This is a genomic window from Candidatus Obscuribacterales bacterium (assembly GCA_036703605.1).
GTDB lineage: Bacteria > Cyanobacteriota > Cyanobacteriia > RECH01 > RECH01 > RECH01.
The window spans coordinates 1-21,176 of record DATNRH010000595.1; the positions used below are offsets into that span (position 1 = coordinate 1).

15 protein-coding genes are annotated in these 21,176 nt (G+C 55.1%); 4 read left to right on the plus strand and 11 right to left on the minus strand.

Going from position 1 to position 21,176, the window contains the following annotated elements:
* On the minus strand, window positions 1-1,023 hold a 1,023-nt coding region (locus V6D20_12675; protein ID HEY9816635.1), incomplete at its 3' end, for a histidine kinase.
* A gap of 281 nt (window positions 1,024-1,304) precedes the next feature.
* On the opposite strand from V6D20_12675, the gene V6D20_12680 reads away from it, so the two are divergent.
* The 3 genes from V6D20_12680 to V6D20_12690 all read left to right on the plus strand — a co-directional run bounded on the left by V6D20_12680 (window position 1,305) and on the right by V6D20_12690 (window position 6,176).
* Complete coding sequence (locus V6D20_12680; protein ID HEY9816636.1) at window positions 1,305-1,844, plus strand: hypothetical protein; 540 nt, start codon at window positions 1,305-1,307, stop codon at window positions 1,842-1,844.
* Window positions 1,845-3,128: 1,284 nt separating this feature from the next.
* The gene (gene rpoD, locus V6D20_12685) at window positions 3,129-4,253 is read left to right on the plus strand and encodes an RNA polymerase sigma factor RpoD (GenBank protein HEY9816637.1); all 1,125 of its coding nucleotides are present in this window, start codon (window positions 3,129-3,131) and stop codon (window positions 4,251-4,253) included.
* A gap of 174 nt (window positions 4,254-4,427) precedes the next feature.
* The gene (locus tag V6D20_12690) at window positions 4,428-6,176 is read left to right on the plus strand and encodes an ABC transporter ATP-binding protein (protein HEY9816638.1); all 1,749 of its coding nucleotides are present in this window, start codon (window positions 4,428-4,430) and stop codon (window positions 6,174-6,176) included.
* 20 nt (window positions 6,177-6,196) lie between these two features.
* Here the strand turns inward: V6D20_12690 and V6D20_12695 are convergent, their stop codons facing one another.
* The 9 genes from V6D20_12695 to V6D20_12735 all read right to left on the minus strand — a co-directional run bounded on the left by V6D20_12695 (window position 6,197) and on the right by V6D20_12735 (window position 17,939).
* Window positions 6,197-6,745, minus strand: a complete 549-nt coding sequence (locus tag V6D20_12695; protein HEY9816639.1) for a hypothetical protein — start codon at window positions 6,743-6,745, stop codon at window positions 6,197-6,199.
* 191 nt (window positions 6,746-6,936) lie between these two features.
* Window positions 6,937-7,710 carry a hypothetical protein gene (locus V6D20_12700; protein HEY9816640.1) on the minus strand — a complete coding sequence of 258 codons (774 nt, stop codon included), beginning with the start codon at window positions 7,708-7,710 and terminating at the stop codon, window positions 6,937-6,939.
* A gap of 149 nt (window positions 7,711-7,859) precedes the next feature.
* The gene (locus tag V6D20_12705) at window positions 7,860-8,882 is read right to left on the minus strand and encodes an ABC transporter permease (protein HEY9816641.1); all 1,023 of its coding nucleotides are present in this window, start codon (window positions 8,880-8,882) and stop codon (window positions 7,860-7,862) included.
* Window positions 8,883-8,891: 9 nt separating this feature from the next.
* Window positions 8,892-10,541: an ABC transporter substrate-binding protein gene (locus tag V6D20_12710; GenBank protein ID HEY9816642.1), complete on the minus strand. Its 1,650-nt coding sequence runs from the start codon at window positions 10,539-10,541 to the stop codon at window positions 8,892-8,894.
* Between the two features lie 246 nt (window positions 10,542-10,787).
* A complete protein-coding gene (locus tag V6D20_12715) occupies window positions 10,788-11,972 on the minus strand; it encodes an aldo/keto reductase (protein HEY9816643.1) in 1,185 nt (394 codons plus the stop codon).
* 82 nt (window positions 11,973-12,054) lie between these two features.
* Window positions 12,055-14,574: a hypothetical protein gene (locus V6D20_12720; GenBank protein ID HEY9816644.1), complete on the minus strand. Its 2,520-nt coding sequence runs from the start codon at window positions 14,572-14,574 to the stop codon at window positions 12,055-12,057.
* A 166-nt stretch (window positions 14,575-14,740) separates the two neighbouring features.
* The gene (locus V6D20_12725; protein ID HEY9816645.1) at window positions 14,741-16,120 is read right to left on the minus strand and encodes an aminopeptidase P family protein; all 1,380 of its coding nucleotides are present in this window, start codon (window positions 16,118-16,120) and stop codon (window positions 14,741-14,743) included.
* Window positions 16,121-16,191: 71 nt separating this feature from the next.
* Entirely contained in the window at window positions 16,192-16,815 is a 624-nt protein-coding gene (locus V6D20_12730) for a TetR/AcrR family transcriptional regulator (protein ID HEY9816646.1), read from the minus strand.
* Window positions 16,816-17,624: 809 nt separating this feature from the next.
* Window positions 17,625-17,939 (minus strand): DUF3155 domain-containing protein, encoded by a 315-nt coding sequence (locus tag V6D20_12735; GenBank protein HEY9816647.1) that lies wholly within the window; start codon window positions 17,937-17,939, stop codon window positions 17,625-17,627.
* Window positions 17,940-18,308: 369 nt separating this feature from the next.
* Here V6D20_12735 and V6D20_12740 point away from each other — a divergent pair, with 369 nt between their 5' ends.
* The gene (locus V6D20_12740) at window positions 18,309-19,691 is read left to right on the plus strand and encodes a HAMP domain-containing sensor histidine kinase (GenBank protein ID HEY9816648.1); all 1,383 of its coding nucleotides are present in this window, start codon (window positions 18,309-18,311) and stop codon (window positions 19,689-19,691) included.
* Between the two features lie 30 nt (window positions 19,692-19,721).
* On the opposite strand, the gene V6D20_12745 is transcribed toward V6D20_12740, so the two are convergent.
* A partial coding sequence (locus tag V6D20_12745) for a CTP synthase (protein ID HEY9816649.1) occupies window positions 19,722-21,176 on the minus strand: 1,455 nt, incomplete at its 5' end.

Genomic DNA, 21,176 nt, shown 5'->3' on the forward strand with positions numbered 1-21,176 from the left:
GCGGAGATTTAGGGCGATCGCAGTGGCTTGAGCATGTTTCCACACATTGGTCAGTGCTTCTTGAGCGATGCGATACAGGACGGTCTGAACAGGTGCAGGAATAGGCGCGTCAAGCTGTATGTGGAAGGTGGGTTGAATGCCTATTGTTTGCTGCGTTGTTTTGAGCAGAGCGGCGATCGCCTCTTCCAACGACTGCTGAGCTAAGGGATCGCGACGAATAGATGCCACCGATTGACGCACATCCTGCAGGCTGGTGGAACCGAGGCGCTTGGCCTCCTGTAGGAACTGTTGGGCTTGGGGCGGATCGCGCTGCCAGAGCTTAATGGCTCCTTCGAGCTGAATATTTAGAGCGGTGAGGGAATGTCCTAGGGAGTCGTGGATATCCCGAGCGATGCGATTGCGTTCCTGGGTCATGGCTAGATCTTCCACCTGCAGGGCATAGTCTCGCAGGCGTTGATTGGCAAGCACCAACTGTTCTCGACTGTGGCGCTCGGCCAAGAGAGCATTCACCATCAGCAAGACAAAGAGCAGCACCAGGGCAAAGAGCACCATGATCGTCAGAGATGCCGTGCCCAGCAAACCACGAATCCGTTCTTGCCCCCGCAACGGTAAATCCAGTTGTCCCAAACGCAGATGCAACAGGGCTGCAAATAACCCGTAGGTCAGACCACTGACTATCAACCGTCCTTGGATGGAAAACATCAAACAACTGCGGATGATCACCACCAGGTAGAGCAGTGGAAATAGCCGCATTCGATGGAAACTCATGCTGGGTGTAAGCAGGATCAGACCAAATTCAAGGGCAGTATAGGCAATTTTTGCCCAAGGACGGGCGGGCAAGCGAATCCCCATTAGGCCAATTATCAAGGTGCTAACTAAACCCAGGAGAGACGGTGATCCGTGACTATGGCCAGGGCCATGGGATGGAGCTAGTTGACTCAAGAGGGCGATCGCCACTAATCCCCACTCTAGGAACAACAAAAAGCGGAACGGATGATTGCGGAGGTGAATGGCTTGCGACATCTGAGATTAAGGCAGCTTAGCTGAGGGTAGGCAAGGAGACTCCTAGGTGCAGACCACTGGATCTTCTTTCAAGGAACCTCATGCTAGATCGATCAGGGCACACCGTTCTGACCGATCGTTAATCTCAGGTGTAGCGTAGTTTTGCCGCTAGAACCTATGACTTTTTTCCTACTGTGATCGTGACGTTGGACGGACGACGGTCTGCTAGTGGAGTTTTTAAGATCAAGGTATCTCAGCTAGACAAAGTTGGGGTTCTCAATCGTATATGAACTTGGAGAAAGATGATGATTCGTCCCAAAGTATGGATAATTGCTAGTTTAATTGGTGTGGTCGGGCTAGGGGGCACGGCGGCGATCGCTCAGCGTTCGGGGGGTGGCCTGGGTGGCGGACTAGGACATGGGGGTGGCCCAGGACTCCTGAGTCCCTATCATACTGAGATTGTAGAGCAGTTAGATCTATCTGCGGAGCAGCAAGCTGATATTGAGGCACTTCGCTCTCAAGTGCGCACCCAAGTTGAAGCCGTGCTCACGCCTGATCAACAAACACAACTGAGCACAGCATTTGATAGCGGTGAAGTTTTTGGCGTCCTTCGCGATCTTGATTTAGATGCCGACCAGCGGGATCAGCTTCGATCCATTATGTGGTCAGCCCATGATCAGGCGTCCACTATCCTCACGGATGCTCAACGGGATGAATTGCGCACGATGATGCACGATCGCATGGGCAATCATCAAGGGCAGCGTCGAGATCGTTACCGGGATGGATCCTGCTCAGGGGGGGGAGGGCAGCCGCGCAATCCAAACAATCAAATGAGTCAATAAGCGTCGAGGCTGGTTGACGAACAAAACTGAACACCCTCACCCCAAACCCCTTTCCCAGAGCAGGCTACTGTGTATACATAAGTCCTGAAACCTTTGCTGTTCAGGCTTTCCCCTCATCCTCCAGCCCCTTCTCCCGCCCTGGGAGAAGGGGAGCCGGAAAGCCTTATCTATTCTTCCTCTTGCCCATGTTTTGGAGAGGGAACCTGAGGGGGTGAGGGCCGAGATGTGTATACACAGTAGCCAAGAGCAAGAGAGGGGTTTTGAAAGTATCTGCAACCTTATGGCGCCCCAGAGTGGGAGAAGGGACTCGGAGACAAGGGAAAAGACTTGTCTGTCAATCCGGTATTGAGGCCTAGTGCGATCGCCTTTTGACCTGCAGTACATCTACATCTGCAGCGAATCTAAATCTAAAGTTATGGACAAACCTTGCGGGGGTTGTCCATTTTTCATGATGGAGGTCAAAACATCAGGGGAGAGCACTTTGTTCCTTGGGTGGAGAGCCATCAAACCGCTCGATCGAAGACAGCATGGGCGATCGCCATTCGCTACAACGATCCTAGATTACGCGATCATGCGGATTGACAGAGGCAACTTCCATAGAAAGGGGATATAAAGATCGGCAATATGGCTGAATAAAATCATAGACTTGATGCAACGCTTCTGCCCTGTGGGTCGCTAAGGTGGAGAGACCATTCCTGAACAGTCTTCATGGGTAATACCCGCCCTTCCATCTAGCTCCAATATCTGATTTGGGGCAAGCTAGATTGGGAGATTGTGAAGTCTACCTGTCATCCCGTCGTCACTCATCAAGTCAACTCCCTTCAAGCAGATGGGATCCCCATGGATGTTGAGATTGCGTGATAGACGTCGGCATTCATCATGTCGGCGATCGCATCGCGCTCAACCCTAGTCTGTTTCGATAGTTTGCATAGTCTTCCCGCTCGGAAAAGCAATTTTCATGATTAGATTTGCTACGCTGGTGGGTGAGGTTAACGGCCATAGAGCGTCGGCAGCGCTAGAATCGGTTTAGTCCGTGTTCCTGAAGCGTGAACTGGCCGACTTTATAATGGTCTACACCTCAGCCACTGCCATCGATCGTGGCATTGAGAATGCAAGAGCGGATAACGATATAGACTCTGTTGGCGCAAAGAGAGGCGATCGCCTCGATCTGAGTCTGGCCCATGGGTCAGTCCAGTGAAATGCATGATTTTTAATTGACGATAAGTGATTTACGTTCAGAATTGACGCTGATAGTTTTGATTTAAGGAGCATGAGGAGCACGGCATGACTCAGGCTAACAACGTACTTGAAACGATTGAACAGCCAGCCAATGAGCTAGATCTCCTACTGGGTGGAGAGCAAGAAAGCGATGGCATGTATGACGAACCAATAGAAGATGAGGAAGATGCGAAGGTTGCCAAAGGCAAAACCACTCGTCGTCGTACCCAGTCTAAGAAAAAGCACTACACCGAAGACTCGATTCGGCTGTATTTGCAAGAAATTGGACGAATTCGCCTACTGCGGGCTGATGAAGAAATTGAGTTGGCACGGAAGATTGCTGATCTGTTGGAGCTAGAGCGCATCCGCGAGAAGCTGATGGACGACCTTGCCCGTGAGCCAGCCGATCACGAATGGGCCAAGGCTGTAGACATGGAACTTCCCAAGTTCCGGCAGCGGCTGCACCTTGGGCGACGTGCCAAGGACAAAATGGTGCAATCGAACCTACGGCTTGTGGTGTCGATCGCCAAGAAATATATGAACCGAGGCCTATCATTTCAGGATCTGATCCAAGAAGGTAGCTTAGGGTTGATTCGGGCCGCTGAGAAATTTGATCACGAAAAGGGATACAAATTCTCGACCTATGCCACCTGGTGGATCCGGCAGGCCATCACGCGGGCGATCGCCGATCAATCGAGAACCATCCGTCTTCCTGTTCACCTATACGAGACCATTTCTCGCATAAAGAAAACCACCAAGCTGCTGTCTCAAGAAATGGGACGCAAGCCAACAGAGGAAGAGATCGCCACTCGCATGGAAATGACCATCGAGAAGCTGCGGTTTATTGCCAAATCTGCTCAGCTTCCCATCTCCTTAGAAACACCCATTGGTAAGGAAGAAGACTCACGTCTGGGCGACTTCATTGAGTCTGATGGGGAAACCCCAGAGGATCAAGTCTCCAAGAGTCTCCTGCGGGAAGATCTAGAGGGTGTTTTGGGTACCCTCAGCCCTCGGGAGCGCGATGTGTTGCGCCTCCGCTATGGGTTGGATGATGGACGGATGAAGACCCTAGAGGAAATCGGTCAAATCTTCAACGTAACTCGGGAGCGCATTCGCCAAATTGAAGCGAAGGCTCTGCGGAAGCTCCGCCATCCCAATCGCAACAGCGTCTTGAAGGAATATATCCGTTAGTCACCGATAACTGGACGAGGGGAAGCTAGGCTTCCTCTCTGATTCCTAGATTGACCTACCCAGCTCGGTAGGTTTTTTTGTCCCGATTCGTCTGGCTTCTGGGCAGTTCTACGCCCCTCGTTTAGGATGGAACAATCGGACCCCCTTTCTCCGCTGGACTAATTTCCCCCTGGTATGGCAACTTCAAAACTCAGACAACTTGGTGCCTATCTACGTCCCTATTGGCAGAAATCAGCCGTAGGGGTTGGAGCATTATTCATCGTCAATGCGATTGGGGCCTATATTCCCCAACTCATTAAAAATGGCATTGATGAACTACAAGTCACCTTTAGTTTCGATCGCGTCGTCTTTTATGCAGTCCTCACGCTCGTGCTAGCCACCGTCATGTGGGGGGTGCGGATGGTGTCGCGCATCACCCTGTTTGGCGTGGGTCGGCAGGTGGAATTTGATCTCAAGCAGCGCATTTTCGATCATCTACTCACCCTAGAACCGAGCTATTTTTCTCGAAATCCAGCCGGTGATCTAATCAGCCGTTCCACTAGTGACGTTGATAATATCCGACGCTTGGTGGGCTTTGCGGTATTGAGTTTAGCTAATACGATATTTGCCTATGCGCTAACGCTGCCGTTTATGTTGGCGATTAGCTGGAAAATTACGCTATTAGCGATCGCGGTTTATCCCATCCTGTTTTTGATCGTGCATTTATTTAGCGATCGCCTGCGGGATGAGCAGCGGGATGTTCAAGAAGAAACGTCACGGATCAGCGAGTTGATTCAGGAAGACATGAACGGCATGGCCCTGATTAAGATCTATGGGCAAGAAGACAATGAACGTCGAGCCTTTCATCAGCTCAACCAGCGGCTACTGGGTGCCAACTTAAAGCTGGCTAAAACCCGCAATATTTTATTCCCCATGCTCGGAGGATTGGCTAGCATTAGCCTGTTAATGGTGCTCTGGGCAGGGTCAGGGGCAATTGAAAGCGGCTTGCTCAGCATTGGTGACTTCATTGCTCTCTTACTCTACGTTGAGCGTCTTGTCTTCCCCACGGCTATTCTAGGCTTCACCATTACGGCCTATCAGCGGGGAGAGGTGAGTATCGATCGCGTTGAATATATCCTCACCTCAACGCCCAAGATCTATACCGAACCAGGAGCGATCGCCCTGGATGTCAACCATGTGCAGGGGCGAATTGAAGCTCGACACCTCAGCTATGCCTACCCCGATACGCTGGTACCGGCCCTGCAGGATGTCAATTTTGTGATTGAGCCAGGGGAAACCGTGGCGATCGTTGGGCCGATTGGCTCAGGTAAGTCTACCTTGGCCAGTGCATTACCTCGGCTATTGGATATTTCTAACGATCAGCTTTTTCTGGATGGCCAGGATATTACCCATCTGCAGCTCGCTGATCTACGGAGAGCGATCGCCTACGTTCCCCAGGATAGTTTTCTATTTGGCACTAGCATTACCAACAATATCCGCTACGGCGATCCTCTGAGTGAAGAGATGGACGTTGAGTATGCGGCGAAAACAGCGCAAATCCATCCCGAGATTTTGAACTTTCCTCAGCAATACAAGACGTTGGTGGGTGAGCGAGGTATTACCCTATCTGGAGGGCAGCGTCAGCGTACAGCCCTAGCCCGTGCCCTGTTGGTCGATGCGCCAATTTTAATTTTAGATGACTCCCTCTCTAGCGTAGATAACCAAACTGCCACTCAAGTTCTGCAAAATCTATCTGAAGGGACTCGGCGCAAGACGGTTATCTTTATCTCTCATCAAATGTCAGCGGCAGCCCTAGCCGATCGCATCTTGGTGATGGATCGGGGGACTATTCTGCAATCCGGTACCCATGCTGACTTGTTACAGCAGGGTGGGCTTTATCTGAAACTATGGGAGCAACACAAACTAGAAGAAGTGCTGCAGTAAAAGCTTGTTAGAGATGCAGCCTAGAGATGCATTCGGGTGAGAAATTCACCCGCCTGGCGCAGCTTAATTTTGCTGGATACATACAGCGGTAGCTGATAGTATTCAGCGACAAGCCATCCTACCATCATCAGATGAAACGCCAGGGTCATTCCTGCCCATAGAATGGGAAACCAAGACCAACGACTGCCGGCTAGGGGTGGGAAAATATAGGACGACAGCCAGACAAGCAACGAAGGCATGATGACAACGATCAGGCTAATGATCCACACAATTGGGCTGAGGGTAGCCCCTTGAGGGTAGATAGACTGCCAGCGTCGACCGTTCCATTTCCAAGCCATGGCCTGGGAACTATCTGCCATATGTAGGGTTTGCTCGGTCACATTGGCGGTGAAGATATGACGGCAGAAATTGCAGGCAAAGGCATCCATCAACACCATTTGCTGAATTTGCCCATGGCGACAGGCCGGACATAGATAACTGCCTTGATCGGTAAGGCTATAGGGCAGCTTATTGTCCCGCTGGGGAGCTGCAAAGGGGTTGATGCTGCGGTTGGGGCTAGACTCCGTCATAGGCGCATCTCGCAAGGATGATGAGAAATCACAAGAACGCTGACCATGGTACAGCAAGAAACCTTGCCCTCGCCATTGAGGACTAGTTGAGGATCAGCTGCCCATAGTCAAAAGCTTATCGCGATCGCCCTGGTTTCTGCTGACCTTATTAATCCTTGGTAACAGAGCGCTGATATGACCCAGGCAACAACCTAGGCAGCACCACTGCCCACATAACGGGGCACTTCAACACCATCCTGCTCCAAAATCACCAGAGGCTCACCCCCGGCTTGCATATCCACCCGCTTGACCAAGACCTGACCGTTGGCTAGATAGTCGCCTACCCGTACATAGCGACTCGTGTGTTCATTGGGCGCTCGCAGAATAATGCTCACCTGACCGCCCACTTCTACGACGCCGGTAATCTCGATCAGGTCAGCAAGTCGCGCCGAGGGCGTTGTGGGTGCTACAGAGGTGCCGGGAGCCGCCGCGATCGCATCACTGAGGGTTGGCTCACCGGGCTGCACCACGGGCATGGGTGTAGGCTCGACCGGCACGGTGCTAATGGTTTGGGGTGGTGGCAGGGTAGCGGCGATCGTGGCTGGCTGTTCCCTTGGGGCGGGGGACGCTGGCCGGCTAATCACAACGCTGTGGGGCTCTAGGGGCGCAAAGGGATTGCTGCGTCCCGATTGGATGCGGGCCACTTGTCCAGCGGAGGTTGTAGGAGGAATGAGGGTGGGAACGGGCAGGGGCGCGTCGGCTGCAGCTTCGCTGTCAACTAGCTCCGGATCCGTAACGCCTGGTGTCGGCAGGGGATCCACACCATTCTCTTGCAGAGGTAGTTCGGTGGGCGCAGGGGGAACAGGCACCGTGCTTTCGCTAGCCGTGGGAGTCTCGGATGCGCAACTGGCCCCGAATAAGGTCAGGGCGACCGCCCCTGCAAACCAACCGGTTGACAGTAATGAAGGCAATGGCAGTTTTTTCATGATCGACATCCCGGTGTCCCAAAAAAGTCTAGGGCTGATAATACAACTGGGTAGTCACCCAACGTCCCCCATAGGATAGCGCTGATTTCCGGCAGTGGGATCAGATAGCCACAAAGGAAAACGATCCTGATGCATGGAGGGGGCGATCGCTAATAGCGGATGCGTGGATCGATGTAGGCGTTGAGAATATCAATCGCAATGCTGGCGATCGCCACAATGGCTCCAAAAAATACCATGATTCCTTGTACAACCGGGTAATCGCGCATCCGGATCGCCTCGTACAACCGGAAGGCTAGTCCTGGCCAGGAAAAGGTGGCCTCGGTGAGAATAGCTCCCCCCAGCAGGGAGGCAATGGTTAATCCCAAGACCGTGACCACGGGAATTAAGGCATTGCGCAGGGCATGGATGAGCACAACCCGATATTCGGGAATGCCCCTGGCCCGCGCCGCTTCCACGTAGTCTGACCGCAGGGTTTGCTTGAGGTTAATTCGCACCATGCGTTCAAAAATGCCGCTGAGCAAAATGCCTAGGGTCAGACTAGGCAGGGCTAGGTGATGTAGGGCGATGCCCAGTTGGTCAAACCGTCCTTGGAATAGACTATCGACGACGTAAAGCCCCGTGAAGCCAGGGTCAGGGCTGAGACCGGGGGTATAGCGCAAGCTGGTGGGAAACCAGCCCAGCCACACGCCGAAAATGAGCTGTAGCACCATGCCAAACCAGTACATGGGCACAGCATAGGTGATGATGCCAAACAGTCGCCCTCCGGCATCGACCGCCGTGTTGGGCCGGGAGGCAGCCAGGGATCCGATCGCCACCCCGACCACCACCGACACCAGCATACTCAACAGCGTTAGCTCCACCGTGGCGGGAAAATAGTCGCGGATGATCTGCCAAACGGTTTGCCCCCGATTGACAATAGAAGTGCCCAGATCAAGCTGGAGCAAAGCACCCAGATATCGCACATATTGCAGCCACAGGGGCGCATCTAGGCCCAGCTCTATCCGCAGTGCTTCCTTGGCGCTCTCTGGCGCACGGGGGCCGAGGGTGGCATCAACGGGATTGCCGCTGACCCGCAGCAGCAAAAACACAATGGTGATCACCGTCCACAGCATCAGGGGCGCTAAGAGCAACCGAGATAGAACGTAGTATCGTAGGGCGCTAGAGCGGGACATTGTCTCTTCCTAAGACTTACTAAGTTGCCAGAATAGCACCTGCTGCGTGGGCTGAATGGAAAATCCATCCACATTAGGCTGGCTGAAGGCATAGTCCTTTTTCTGCCACAGCGGCACGTAGGGGACATCCTCAACCAGACTCTGTTGTAGCTCGGCGATAATAGCCCGGCGAGCTTCTACATCCGACTCTAGGCGCTGCTGATTGACCAAGTCAATGACGCGATCGCTGTAGTAGAACGAACCACCTGCCTGGGTTTGTCCTGAGGTGCAGCCGGTTTCTGGCGAACCTTCATCACAGTGGAGGAAGGGATGAATGAAGGTATCGACGTCGTAGAAATCAGGGTACCAGTTGAGGATAAAGGTGGGATAGATGCCATCCCCGAGATTTTCAAATGCGGTGGCAGATTCTACGCCCTGGAGGGTTACGTCCACCAGACCGGGCACCTGTTGTTCAATCGACGCCTCTAGGGTGCTGGCGGCCAAGCCGTCGGTGGTGGAAGTAGAAATGTACCAAATTTCTAGCGGCAAGGGATTGCTCTCAGAAAATCCAGCAGATTCTAGAAAGGCTTTGGCCTTCTCAGCATCACCATCGCCATAGGCTTCTTGAAACACGGGCTCATATTCCGAGAAGCTGGTGGGCAAAATGCTGTAGAGCGGTTCTGCCTGCCCTTGGAAAACCCGTTCGTTCAATAGGGGCCGGTCAATCAAGGAGGCGATCGCTTTTCTCACATCCAGATTATCGTAGGGCTCCATCTTCTGGTTGAGCACCAGATAGTTGATCACGGTGCTGCCCGCCTCTTCCACCTGCCAGTTGTTGGTTTCTGCCTCGCGCACCAAGCTGCTGATTTGATCAGGATCCAGGGTTTGGTAAGCAATATCAACGGTGTTGGTTCTAAAGGCGTTGAACAAGTTGGCAGGGCTGGAGAAAATCTGAATGTCTAACCCGTTATTGGCCGGTGCCTCGCCCCAGTAGTCTTCATTCACGTCAAGGCGCACTAGGTCGGCTCCTATCTGGCTGAGCTTGTAGGGGCCGGTACCGATGAAGGAGGTGGGCTGGAAGGAGCCGGGGCCAATTTCGTAGGCGCTGGGGGGTACGGGCGTCACGCCGGAAAAGGCTAGGAGGGAGGGAAAGCCGGCAAAGGGGGCCGAGAGTTGAATGGTGATTTCGTAGTCGCCGCTGGCTTCCACAGAGGCAATTTTATCGGACAGCAGGTAGGCAGGGCGACCGCCATTCTCCATAAACCGCTGGATGGAAAAGACCATGGCCTCGGCATTGAAGGGGCTGCCGTCGTGAAAGGTAACGTCGTCGCGCAGCGGAATGGTGTAGGTGAGCCCATCGTCGCTGATTTGGGGCATCTCGGTGGCCAGTTGGGGTACGAGGTCAGTGGTGCCTGGCTCGTAGGTATAGAGGCGATCGCCCAAATTGTAGAGCAAGATGCCGGGAAAAATTTCGTAGGTATCGGCTGGATCCACCGTGCGTACTGTGAGGGTCGTGCCTAGGGTGAGGCGTCCGTTAGCGCTGCTGTCAGTGGCGGCGGAGTCAGTGGAAGACGAGCCGCCCCCGCAGCTTACGGTGAGAAACAGGCACAGACAGAATAATCCAATCAACTGAGTGAGCGATCGCCCACCTCGACGCAAGGAACCGAGACCGTTCATCATAATTGGGTACTACTGTTGGGTACGACTGGAGAATCTGGAGAGATGAGCTAGTAGGGTGGGTAATGCTTACCCCACAACTACGGCTACTACACGGCTACTACGACGACTGCAACTATGTCCCTATAGGCTGCTGAAGTCATCGCGATATCGAACGCCACGGCCAGCGATCGCCCTGGTTTCATCCTGACGGATTAAGTTCAGTAGTATATCGGAAAACGGGATAGAGCGAGAGCTTCAGGGCTGGTTTTAACTCTGGGAAAGCCGCTGGACGGTTTTGCCGCCTAGGCGTCGATGGGCATCTTTGAGGGCGTCAGGAATGCGATCGGCATGGTGGCTGTTGGCTAGGCATGTTCGCAGATCCAAGCGATCAACCTGTTCCGCTCTGGCACCGGGAAACCAATGCCCACCGTTGCCCAGGAGGTTATAGCGCATTTGCCCATACTCCACCATGTCGTAGGCGATCGCTAGGTTGCGCAGCCAGAGGATTACGGGAATATTGATGCCGCCGGGGGTTTCACTTGGATCGGGTAACCCCTCGTGCCAGGTGCGATACCAGGATTCTCCGAGTTGAGCGATCGCTTCTTGTTCCAATCGCTCCAGAATGGGGGGCAGCACCTCATCGGCACGGTGCAGGTAGTCCAAGGTTTTCAGGTGTTCATCAAAATCGCCTGGGCGGGCAGCGCCAATGCTGAGGGTATGCACTTGGGGATGATTGAGGCAGAAGAGATCGTTGAAGACCATCGGACTCAGGGGTTGGCAGAGATCCACCAGCTTCTGGGGAGGACTGTAGAGATTGCCGCCTTTATTGGAGGGGCTAATGATAAAAACGCCCATGTCATGGCGGGTCGCGGCTTCAATAGCCGGCCAGTTGAACTGATTGATGTAGTACCAATGCAGGTTGACGTAGTCGAACTGTCCTGTCTCGATCGCTGTGAGGATCACCGGCAGGGGAGCATGGGTTGAGAAACCGATGAAGCGTACCTTGCCTTCGCGCTGAAGCTGCTGGGCGACCTCTAGGCAGCCGCCAGGACGAATGCTGTGGTCTAACAACTCGGCGGTATTGATGCCATGCAGACCCAGCAGATCTACATGATCGAGCTTGAGGTTAGCCAACGACGTTTCCACGGTGCGGCGAAACTCTTTGGGATCCTTGGTGGGCGATACCTTGGTTTGTACGATTAAATCCTGGCGCGGAAACGTGGGCAGAATGCGTCCAAGCTGGATTTCTGAAGTGCCGTAGCCCCGAGCAGTTTCGATGTGATGAATACCCACCTCTAGCGATCGCCGAATCGTGGCTTCTAGGTTGTCTTGGCGATCGCGGGGAATGGTGAACGCGGGCACGTCTTTCCAGGAATGCTGGTAGCGCATCCCGCCACAGGAAAACACCGGAATTTGCAGGTTTGTCCGTCCAAAACGCCGATATTGCATCATGTCGAAGGTAACGAAGGTGAACCATCGCCTGACGGCGCTATCCCATCTAGGGCCGTCGAGGACGACTCCTTAAAACTTAACATTAGTTAAAAAACTCGGTGTTCCAGAAGCGGAGTTGATAGTCACGGCCGGTGTCAATCACGAGTACTGGGGAACCGTCATCCAACTGGGCGATCGCCACCACCATGTCTTGGGTTTTGCCGCTGACTTCGTCATAGAGCAACACACCTGTCTCAGACACCATGAGTGTATAGGTGGCCGGCACCGCCAGCGGCGGCTGGAGGGTGCTAACGGTGCTAGCCGTCAAGCGCAAGACCATGGCGGTGGTTTGGTCATCTAGGGTCACCCGAGCGATCGCTCCCTGGCTAAGAACGCTATCTAGGCTGTCTCCATTCCCACTCCAGCCTTCCTGCTGCAGGAGAGTTTGCAGTGCCTGCCGTAGGCGATCGCTGTCTTGGGGAGTTTGCTGCACTTGGCTCCAAGTCAAGATCTCAGCCGAAGCTGGACGCAGGCGGGCCGTGGTTGCTAGGGCATAGGTGCGAGACGATCCGCTACCCTCGATGAGGGCCAGGAGGCGATCGCCCCTCACGGCGGCATCCAGCACTTGGGCGCTACTGGTTTGGGGTGGTTGAAACAAGCTGTTGAGGGAAGTGGGGCTGTTCCAGTGCAGGAGCTGCAGAGATTGGGTGGTTTGGAGACCGAGCTGGCTGCGCCATTGCTCGGAGGCTAGGTCGAGGAAACGTAGGGGCGATCGCTGCCATTGCTGATCAGCCTGGATCGCAGTGATCTCGACTTCATAGGTCTGACCGCCCGTAGAGCGCTGGACGGCACTGCCCCATTCCGACGGAACTATGGGACGGGCTATACCCAACAATGACTGGGGCTGGGGGCGAGGGGGCACCGATGGCGGTGCAGCGGGTGCAGGTGTGGTGGCGGGAGCGGCAGGGGTGATGGTGGGAGCGGGGCGATCGAGAGCATCGAGGCGCTGACGCAGATCGGTTGGTAAAGCTGCTTCTAGGGTTTGCAGCATGGCGGGAGTAACGGGTGCAGCCACAGGCTCGGTGGTGGTTTGGCTGCGCCACCAGGTCACAGCAGCCGTGCGATCGCGGCGTACGGCTAGGGTTAAAGCCGCCCAAACCTGGAGATCGTTATCTTCGGGGGTAATGCGCAGGGCGGCATTAATCCGCTGCCACAGCGCCCCGGCGGCTAGAGCCTGTCGCAAATCAGAACGCTGATCGGCTACCTGTTGATCCAAAAACTCTAGGGCGATCGCCCACTGTCCGTCGATTAGATGGGCGGTTAACTGTTGTCCCGCATTCGACCAGACTCGATTGGCCTGGGCCTGGGCAGCTTGGGCATGGAGATCGATCACCTCAAGCTGGATCTGGGCGGCATCAGACCAGGTGCCTTGGGATGATTCTGCGGCTTGAGCCACCCGCATTTGGTTTAAGGCCGGCGACCAAAGTTTGGCCTGGGCGAGGGCGATCGCCTTTTCGTAGGCGGGATGGTCGGAGGCGGTGTCTAGAAGTGAAACGGCTTGCAGTTGGGGCCCCGGCAAGAGACGGAACACCTCAAAGGCTGGCTCCAAGCCCACGGTTTTGTTCACCACCAATTCAGCTTGGCCGTCCCCGGTAATATCCTGCCATTCAGGTTGATTCATCTCAGGGCTCACCCAAGAAACAGACGTCTGCAACTGTTGGCGATCGGGGAGGTATTGAATCACCTGCCCATGATGAGCTTGGTTGCTGCCCCGCGACCAAGCGCCATGTACGGTTAACCAAACTGTTTCCGTCGGCTCCAAGGGACGGTTGCCTAAAAACTCGACTTGGGTGAAGGGCAGTGCTGTATTGGATCCCGTACTGCGGGCCGAGTGGCGATAGAATTCCGCGACTCGAAATTCCGGCGTGCCGCCTAGGGAGAGTTGATCCAGCAGCTCATACCGAGGCGATTGTCCCGGAGGGGTGGGCAGGGATCGGTAGAGCCGCAACTCAACCACCTGTTGACAGTCGGGCGACAAGCGATTGATATCGGGCCAGGCGCGGGTCAGGAGCGCTGACTCTCCTAAGTCTGTCAGGGTCAGGTTCCCTTGGTTTTGACAGTGGGGAAGGGGAATGGTGACCGGCACCAGCCAGGGTGCAGGCTCTCCATCGGCCGCTGGCAGCATTAAGGGCGTGCCTAGGAAGCGATCGCCTTGGCGCAGATCCGCATCAATGTCAGCCACCGATTGAGGAGAGTGGGTATTCATGCCCGATTCTGGCAGCCATCGCCTCAGCCAGTCCCGTGAGGTCACCGAGTCTGGATTGAACATCAGGGCAACCGCTAGCCATAGACCACCCCCAACGCTGGCCACCATGCCGGCCAGCAACAATAAGACTAAGACATTCAGCCCTAGGGATCGCCAAGAAAAGCGCCGACGGGGAGGCTGCGGTCGAGGAGCTACGTCGGGCAAGGGACAGTAAGGATACTGGGGCGGCTGGTTGGGGAGGCGACAGCAGGGATATTCTGGCAGGGTGAGATAGGCAGGCTTGGGCCGCGATCGCCGCTCCTGTGCAGCGGCCGGACGGCGGCGAGGAACCTGGGATGGTTGGGGTCGGCGGGCCATGGGGGTCAAACGGCAGTGTAAGGATCGGAACCGGCGATGCTCTCCCCAGACCAGCGATCGCCGGTGGAGATCAGGCTAAGCCTATCATAGGGCTTCTAGATTGTCGGCTGGTTGGCTAGTCTTGGAAGATCCTCTGGGGGATCTTCATTGGGGATCCTTTGGGGGATCAACCCGCCATCCAGTCTTCCAGGTCGGCGACTGAGGTGGGTAGGTCGGCTGTCAGGACGCGATGGCCTTGATCAGTCACCAGCACGTCATCTTCAATGCGAATACCGCGCACATCAGCAAAATGGGCTAATCGCTCCCAGTTCACCCAGGACGCATAACGCGATCGCCTGTCTGGATCGTTCAACAGGGCCGGCACCTGATAGAAACCTGGCTCAATGGTCACTACCATGCCCGGCAAGAGGGGTCGATCCAGCCGTAGATAGCCCAAGCCAAAGCGATCGCTGCGCTGGCGGCCGGGGGCATAGCCGGCTAAATCTCCTAGGTCTTCCATGTCATGCACATCGAGTCCTAGCAGGTGACCGATGCCGTGGGGGAAGAAGAGCGCATGCACATCCTGATCGACAAGGTCTTCCACTGCACCGTGCAGGATACCTAGATCGACTAGACCGGCGGCGAGGGTCGCTGCTCCCAACAAGTGAATCGAACGATACTCTACCTCGGGCTGGATCGCGGCAATACAGGCATCATGGGCAGCTAGCACCACCTCATAGAGCGATCGCTGGCTGCTAGAAAAGGTGCCCGATACAGGCCAGGTACGGGTAATGTCTGCCGCCCAGCCCCCCGCTGTCTCAGCTCCCACGTCGGCGAGCAGCAGGTCTCCCGGCTGCAGAGGGTGGTGGTAGACCTCGTTGTGCAACACTTCCCCATGCACCGTCACAATGCTGTTGTAGGCACAGGTCATGTTGGCCGCCACAATCACCTGTTCCATGGCGGCCCGCACCTGAGCTTCAGTGCTGGCGGTGGCCCGCAGACCAGCTTGGTGGGCCTGCACCGTCACCTGGGCGGCTTGCTCTAGTTCAGCTAGGGCCGCATCATCATGCTGTAAGCGCAGGCTGACGATCGCTTGCACCAAGTCGGCATCGGCTCCCGTGGGGGAGAAGGATCGCTGGAGGATCTGGTGTTGCTGGTGCTGGGTCCTGGGGTCTTGCACCGGCAGGGTGAGCGCGCCGTCTAGAACGTCGGCAAGCTGGCTGTAGGGATAGGCGGCATCGGCAGCGATCGCCTCTGCCCACTGGTCTCGGCTGGGGGTGGGGCCGTGCCACAGGGCAGCGCTGGGGGCCGGATCGTCTAGAAACAGCGTGAGTCGTCCACCATCGAGGTGAATCGCTGCCTTTTCGATAGACTGGCCAGCAAAATAAAGAAAGTGGCTGCTGGCCCGAAAGGGATAACTATTGGCCGGAAAGTTGCGGGACATCCGCTGCCCAGACCAGAGCACCACGGGCTGATCGAGCTGATCGGCAAGGCGCTGGCGACGCTGCTTGAGATGATGGGACAAGGTCAGGGGCGATCGCCCAGAAGATGTATCAATAGCTGGCATGGTGCAGACGAGAAGGCTTCTGGTGCCTATGCTAGCGCAGGCGGAGGCTGGGGGGAGAGATCGGCAGGGCGTTACTGAGCATCGCTGGGAGCCAGAACACCATTGAGAAAAATATCGGCAATGCCCTCGGCCATTTCTTTCATGGCGGCGGGAGACGAGCCATTTTTCATGACGCTATCTTGACTGAACCCGGCAACGGTGAACATCCCCAGGAAGACCTGAGCCACAATGCGAGGATTCATAGGGCGATAGGTGCCGCGTTCCATGGCAGTTTGAAAAAAGGCCTCGGCAACGTCGGTCATTTTTTCAATCACGTCGGTTTGGATGCGCTCTCGCAAATCCGGGTGAAACTGTGCTTCCATGAAGCACACCCGCAGAATATCGGCGTTTTCATGCATGTGCAGCATTCGCCGCCGCATCACTTGGGCGATCGCTTTATAGCTGCCCATCTCGCTGAGTTCGGTGAGTAGATCGGTTAGAATATCGACCCAGCCCCGAGTGGCTACTTCGACTAAAATTGCTTTTTTGTTTTCAAAATGGCGAAATAGGGTGCCTTCTGCTACCCCCGCCGCTTGGGCCAGATCGCGAGTGGTGGTGCCATCGTAGCCGCGTCGGGCAAATAGCCGCTGAGCAGCATTCAGAATCCGAGTCTGCGTTTCTAGTTCGGGAGGCGTGTGGCGATGGGAAACATGCATGGCTACAGAAATCAAAATAGGGTGAGGTGGTTACTATCCACGGCTCAGAACGCTGTTTTAGGATGCCGACGAGTTAGATGCATTTGTAACGATTGAAGGGATAACGGCATCGCCTAGGCTCAGCTTAACGTTAATTTTTTGTGGGCAAACATCTCCTTAATGATTCCCTACACAAGGTGAGTGTCCGAGCGTCATGGCTCCAGAAACCCTGAGTGCTTGGGTGACCGATACCATTCAGGCTGAACGAGTCGCAGCCTGAGAACGTTCGTATTGTAGGGTGCTGTTAGACGAAGCCGTAACGCACCGTCTCGTAACGTCAGTTCGGGTTAAGAGCATAGTTCAGCTTGTTGGATGAAAGAAGCAAGATCTCAGCCCACGAGAGAATGAGGCTTTCAGCTTATCCCAAGCTCAGGTTCATGGAATAAAGCTCACCTATGCAAAATCGCACCTAGGCTGTTGAGAACGTTAGGTGCGATTAGCAGCAGGATTTGGTTTTACATCATAGACGTTCCTGATCCTTGAGCCGACAGGCTTCATAACAAAAGCAAGACGGTTAGGGCAGGCAGTCCTAGGACTTCACAGAATGGATAGTCCACACTCAAAGGGCGGGGCATTGCTGTGGTCGATGTCGCTTGATTCAGGGAGGTGCGGTGGTTAAACCCGGAAATGCCTAACGTGCTCCGTCACACCAACAGCTAGGATTTCTGAATGACCTCGTAGAAACCTAAACGACGGTCTACATGGGCTGATCTACGCACGCCATTAGGGGGGAGGCGAATGCAAAACCTAGTGGAGACCAGCAATCTGGACTACCCATGCCCGACCATGGCAGGGATCTCCTCCTCATCTTCAGGATCGCGCAGGCTAGGGAACAGAAAATGGTTTTCTTCGACGTACTGAGCCCCAAATAAACCTTTCTCAGCCCAAAAGTACCGATCGGTGGTGTGTTCATTTCGCTTTACCAACAGCAATGCTGGGGGCAAAATGCCTTCAGACTGAATAAACTTGCGAGCAGCCGTAACAGGTTTGTCCTCGCCGCTTTCAATGCTATACTGGGGCACTAAATCTAGAATTCTCCGTCCCTCCTGGCGACGACGGCTCTTGCGCTTGCGTCTTCTGGCCAAGCTTTCTACCTCCTCTTTCGATCGACAGGTGTAATCGTCACTACAAAATAGAAAAACCGTGCAAAGTATATCGACTTGAGTTTAAAATTTCAACTTTATTTAAAGGTTTTACACATTTCTTTTATTCAGCATCCTAAGCTATCTAGACTTATCAACCGTTCTGTGCGATCGCACCCCCACTGAATTTAAGTAACGAACTGTTAAGTAACTGGGTATGCCTGCGTAGTTTTGTGCCCGTGTCATCAGCTTTTAGGTAGAAAAAAGAGATGAGGTGGTGGTGTATTGGGCTGCGCGCTAGGATTTTTGTAGGAGCAATCGCTCAGCGATGCAGACGGGTCTGGCTCCTGTCCTAAGGGTTAGGGATTGTGAATGGTGATCTCGGCAAGCGACGAATATGTGAGGTTGTGTGAGACCCAAATGGCCCTGATTCGCCAAGGCTTGGGGGCAACCCTCAGCGTGGTCTATCTCACCGAGGACGTGGCAGACAATGCCATTGCCAATCTCCGACCCATTGTGGCGATGCCCGAGGCTGTGCGTGGTTGGTCGGCGGAGCGCCTACTCACCTGGTTGACTGAGGGTGGCTATGAGTCGGGGGATCCGCCCCGGTTGGCTCTGCCGTCCCGAGATGGAGAGGATGGCAGGAGCGATCGCTCCGTTCTGCGGTTAGGCTCGACGATGAACGATGGCGACCTACCGACCCCTGAGCCCTTAAAACAGCCTTCTCACCAGGTTATTTTGCCCCTAGGACACAACAATGTGGTATGTGGGGCGCTGGTGGTGGCTCGGGGCGATCGCCCTTGGAAGCCGGCAGAACGCACCCAAGTCGAGCATATTGCTCAAACCTTAGCGATCGCTCGCCTGCTGGATCAGCGGTCCCAGTGGATGACTCAGCAGTTCCAGCGTCAGCGCCAGATCCAGATCCAGCAGCGGGAGATGTTGGGCAACCTGCTGCACCAGTTTCGTAATCCGCTCACGGCTATGCGTACTTTTGGCAAGCTGCTCTGGCGTAGGCTGCTGCCGGAGGATAAAAACCGCAGTTTGGCCAACAGTATTGTCCAGGAAAGCCAGCGATTGGAGGAGTTGCTAGAACAGTTTGACCAGGTGATGGATCTGGGGCAAACGTTCGATTGGAATGATGCGGATGACTCGACGGGCCCCTGGCTGGCCGCAGGGCAGCTAGAACCCGCCCGTGTGCCCATTCAGAACGCCCTCACCGGGCAGCAGCTCGTCCTAGAGGGTTGTGCTATGACCGATGTGTTAGCGCCTCTGTTACCCAGCTCTGGCGCGATTGCCCAAGATCGACAGATTCAGCTCAATGTGGAACTAGCTGATGATCTGCCTGCCGTCCTGGCCGATCGCCAAGCTTTGCGGGAGGTGCTGAATAACCTCCTGGATAATGCCCTGAAATATACGCCAGCTCAAGAACAGGTGTGGGTATGGGTGGGCGATCGCCAAGAAACCCCCACCGGCATTCTTCAGGCCGTAACCATTGCGGACACGGGGCCAGGCATTCCCCCTGAGGATTTAGAGCATATTTTTGAACGCCACTATCGCGGTGTCCAGGCCCACACGGGTATTCCTGGCACGGGGCTGGGTCTGGCGATCGCTCGGGAGCTGATCACCCAGATGGGGGGCAAGCTAGAGGTCTACAGCCCTCTTTCGGCATGGCACCCCCAAGGCGATCAGTCTCCTCTGCTGCCCCTAGCTCCCCATGGCACCGTCTTAGTGGTGTGGCTGCCGGAGGTGGCGTAGGATTCCCGTTCCTTGCCCGTTAGCAGCAGCTTAGCTTTCGCTGAGGGTGGGCTGTAGGTCAGCAGGGGCGATCGCGCCTTGGGGTTGGGTAAAGGCGATTGCTGACTGCACGAGTCCCATAAACAAGGGATGGGGGCGGTTAGGTCGAGACTGGAACTCTGGGTGGAACTGGCTAGCGATAAAGAAAGGGTGACCTGGCAGCTCGATAATTTCCACCAGCCGTCCATCCGGCGAGGTGCCACTGACTGCATAGCCGGTTTCCAACAGCAGCGTGCGGTAGGCGTTGTTGAATTCATAGCGGTGGCGGTGGCGCTCATAGACCACCTCTGCGCCATAGAGCCGCTCCGCCAGGGTGTTGGGGGCAATGCGGCAGGCATAGAGCCCCAAACGCATGGTGCCGCCTAGGTCAACTACATCTTGCTGTTCTGGCAAGAGGTTGATCACGGGATTTTTACAGGTCGGGGTAAATTCGGCACTGTTGGCGTCTTCCAGCCCAGCCACATGCTGAGCCCATTCAATCACGGAGCACTGCATACCTAAGCAGAGCCCTAGGAAGGGAATGTTGTGCTCGCGGGCATAGCGAATGGCCGCTACCTTACCCTCAATGCCTCGATTGCCAAAGCCACCGGGAACAATGATGCCGCCGACGCCTTGGAGGAGATGTTCTACACTTTGCCCATCCAGATCTTCCGAATTAATCCAGCGGACGTCGAGGCTAGCTCCACTGGCGATCGCTGCATGGCGCAGGGCCTCGGCCACGGAAAGATAGGCATCATTGAGCCGCACATACTTGCCGACGATGGCAATTTCCAGCGGATGACCGGGACGGTAGAGACGTTCTACCAGGGTACGCCAATGGTCGAGATCGGGGGGACGTTGGTCTAGACGCAGCAGATCCAGCACTTGGTGGGCCAAACCTTCCTGTTCTAAAGTGAGGGGTACCTCGTAGATGCTATCGGCATCCTGGGAGGTGATCACGCAGGCTTCTGGCACATCGCAAAATTCTGATAGTTTAGACTTGATGCCGGGCTGTAGGGGGCGATCGCTGCGGCAGACCAAGATATCGGGCTGAATACCAATAGAACGCAGTTCCTTTACCGAGTGCTGGGTGGGCTTAGTTTTCATCTCCCCCGCCGCTGAGATCCAGGGAATCAGCGTGACGTGCATATAGAGCACCTGGCTGCGTCCTACGGCTTTGCGGAATTGGCGAATGGCTTCCAAAAAGGGTAGGGATTCAATATCGCCCACGGTGCCCCCAATTTCTGTGATCACCACATCGGGGTTGGTATTTTGGGCCACGCGCAGGATGCGTTCCTTGATCTCATTGGTAATGTGGGGGATCACCTGCACTGTGCCCCCTTGGTAATCACCCCGCCGCTCTTTGTTGAGCACCGCTTGGTAAATTGAGCCCGTGGTGACGCTGTTCAGACGCGACATGGAAGTGTCGGTGAACCGCTCGTAGTGCCCCAAGTCTAGGTCAGTTTC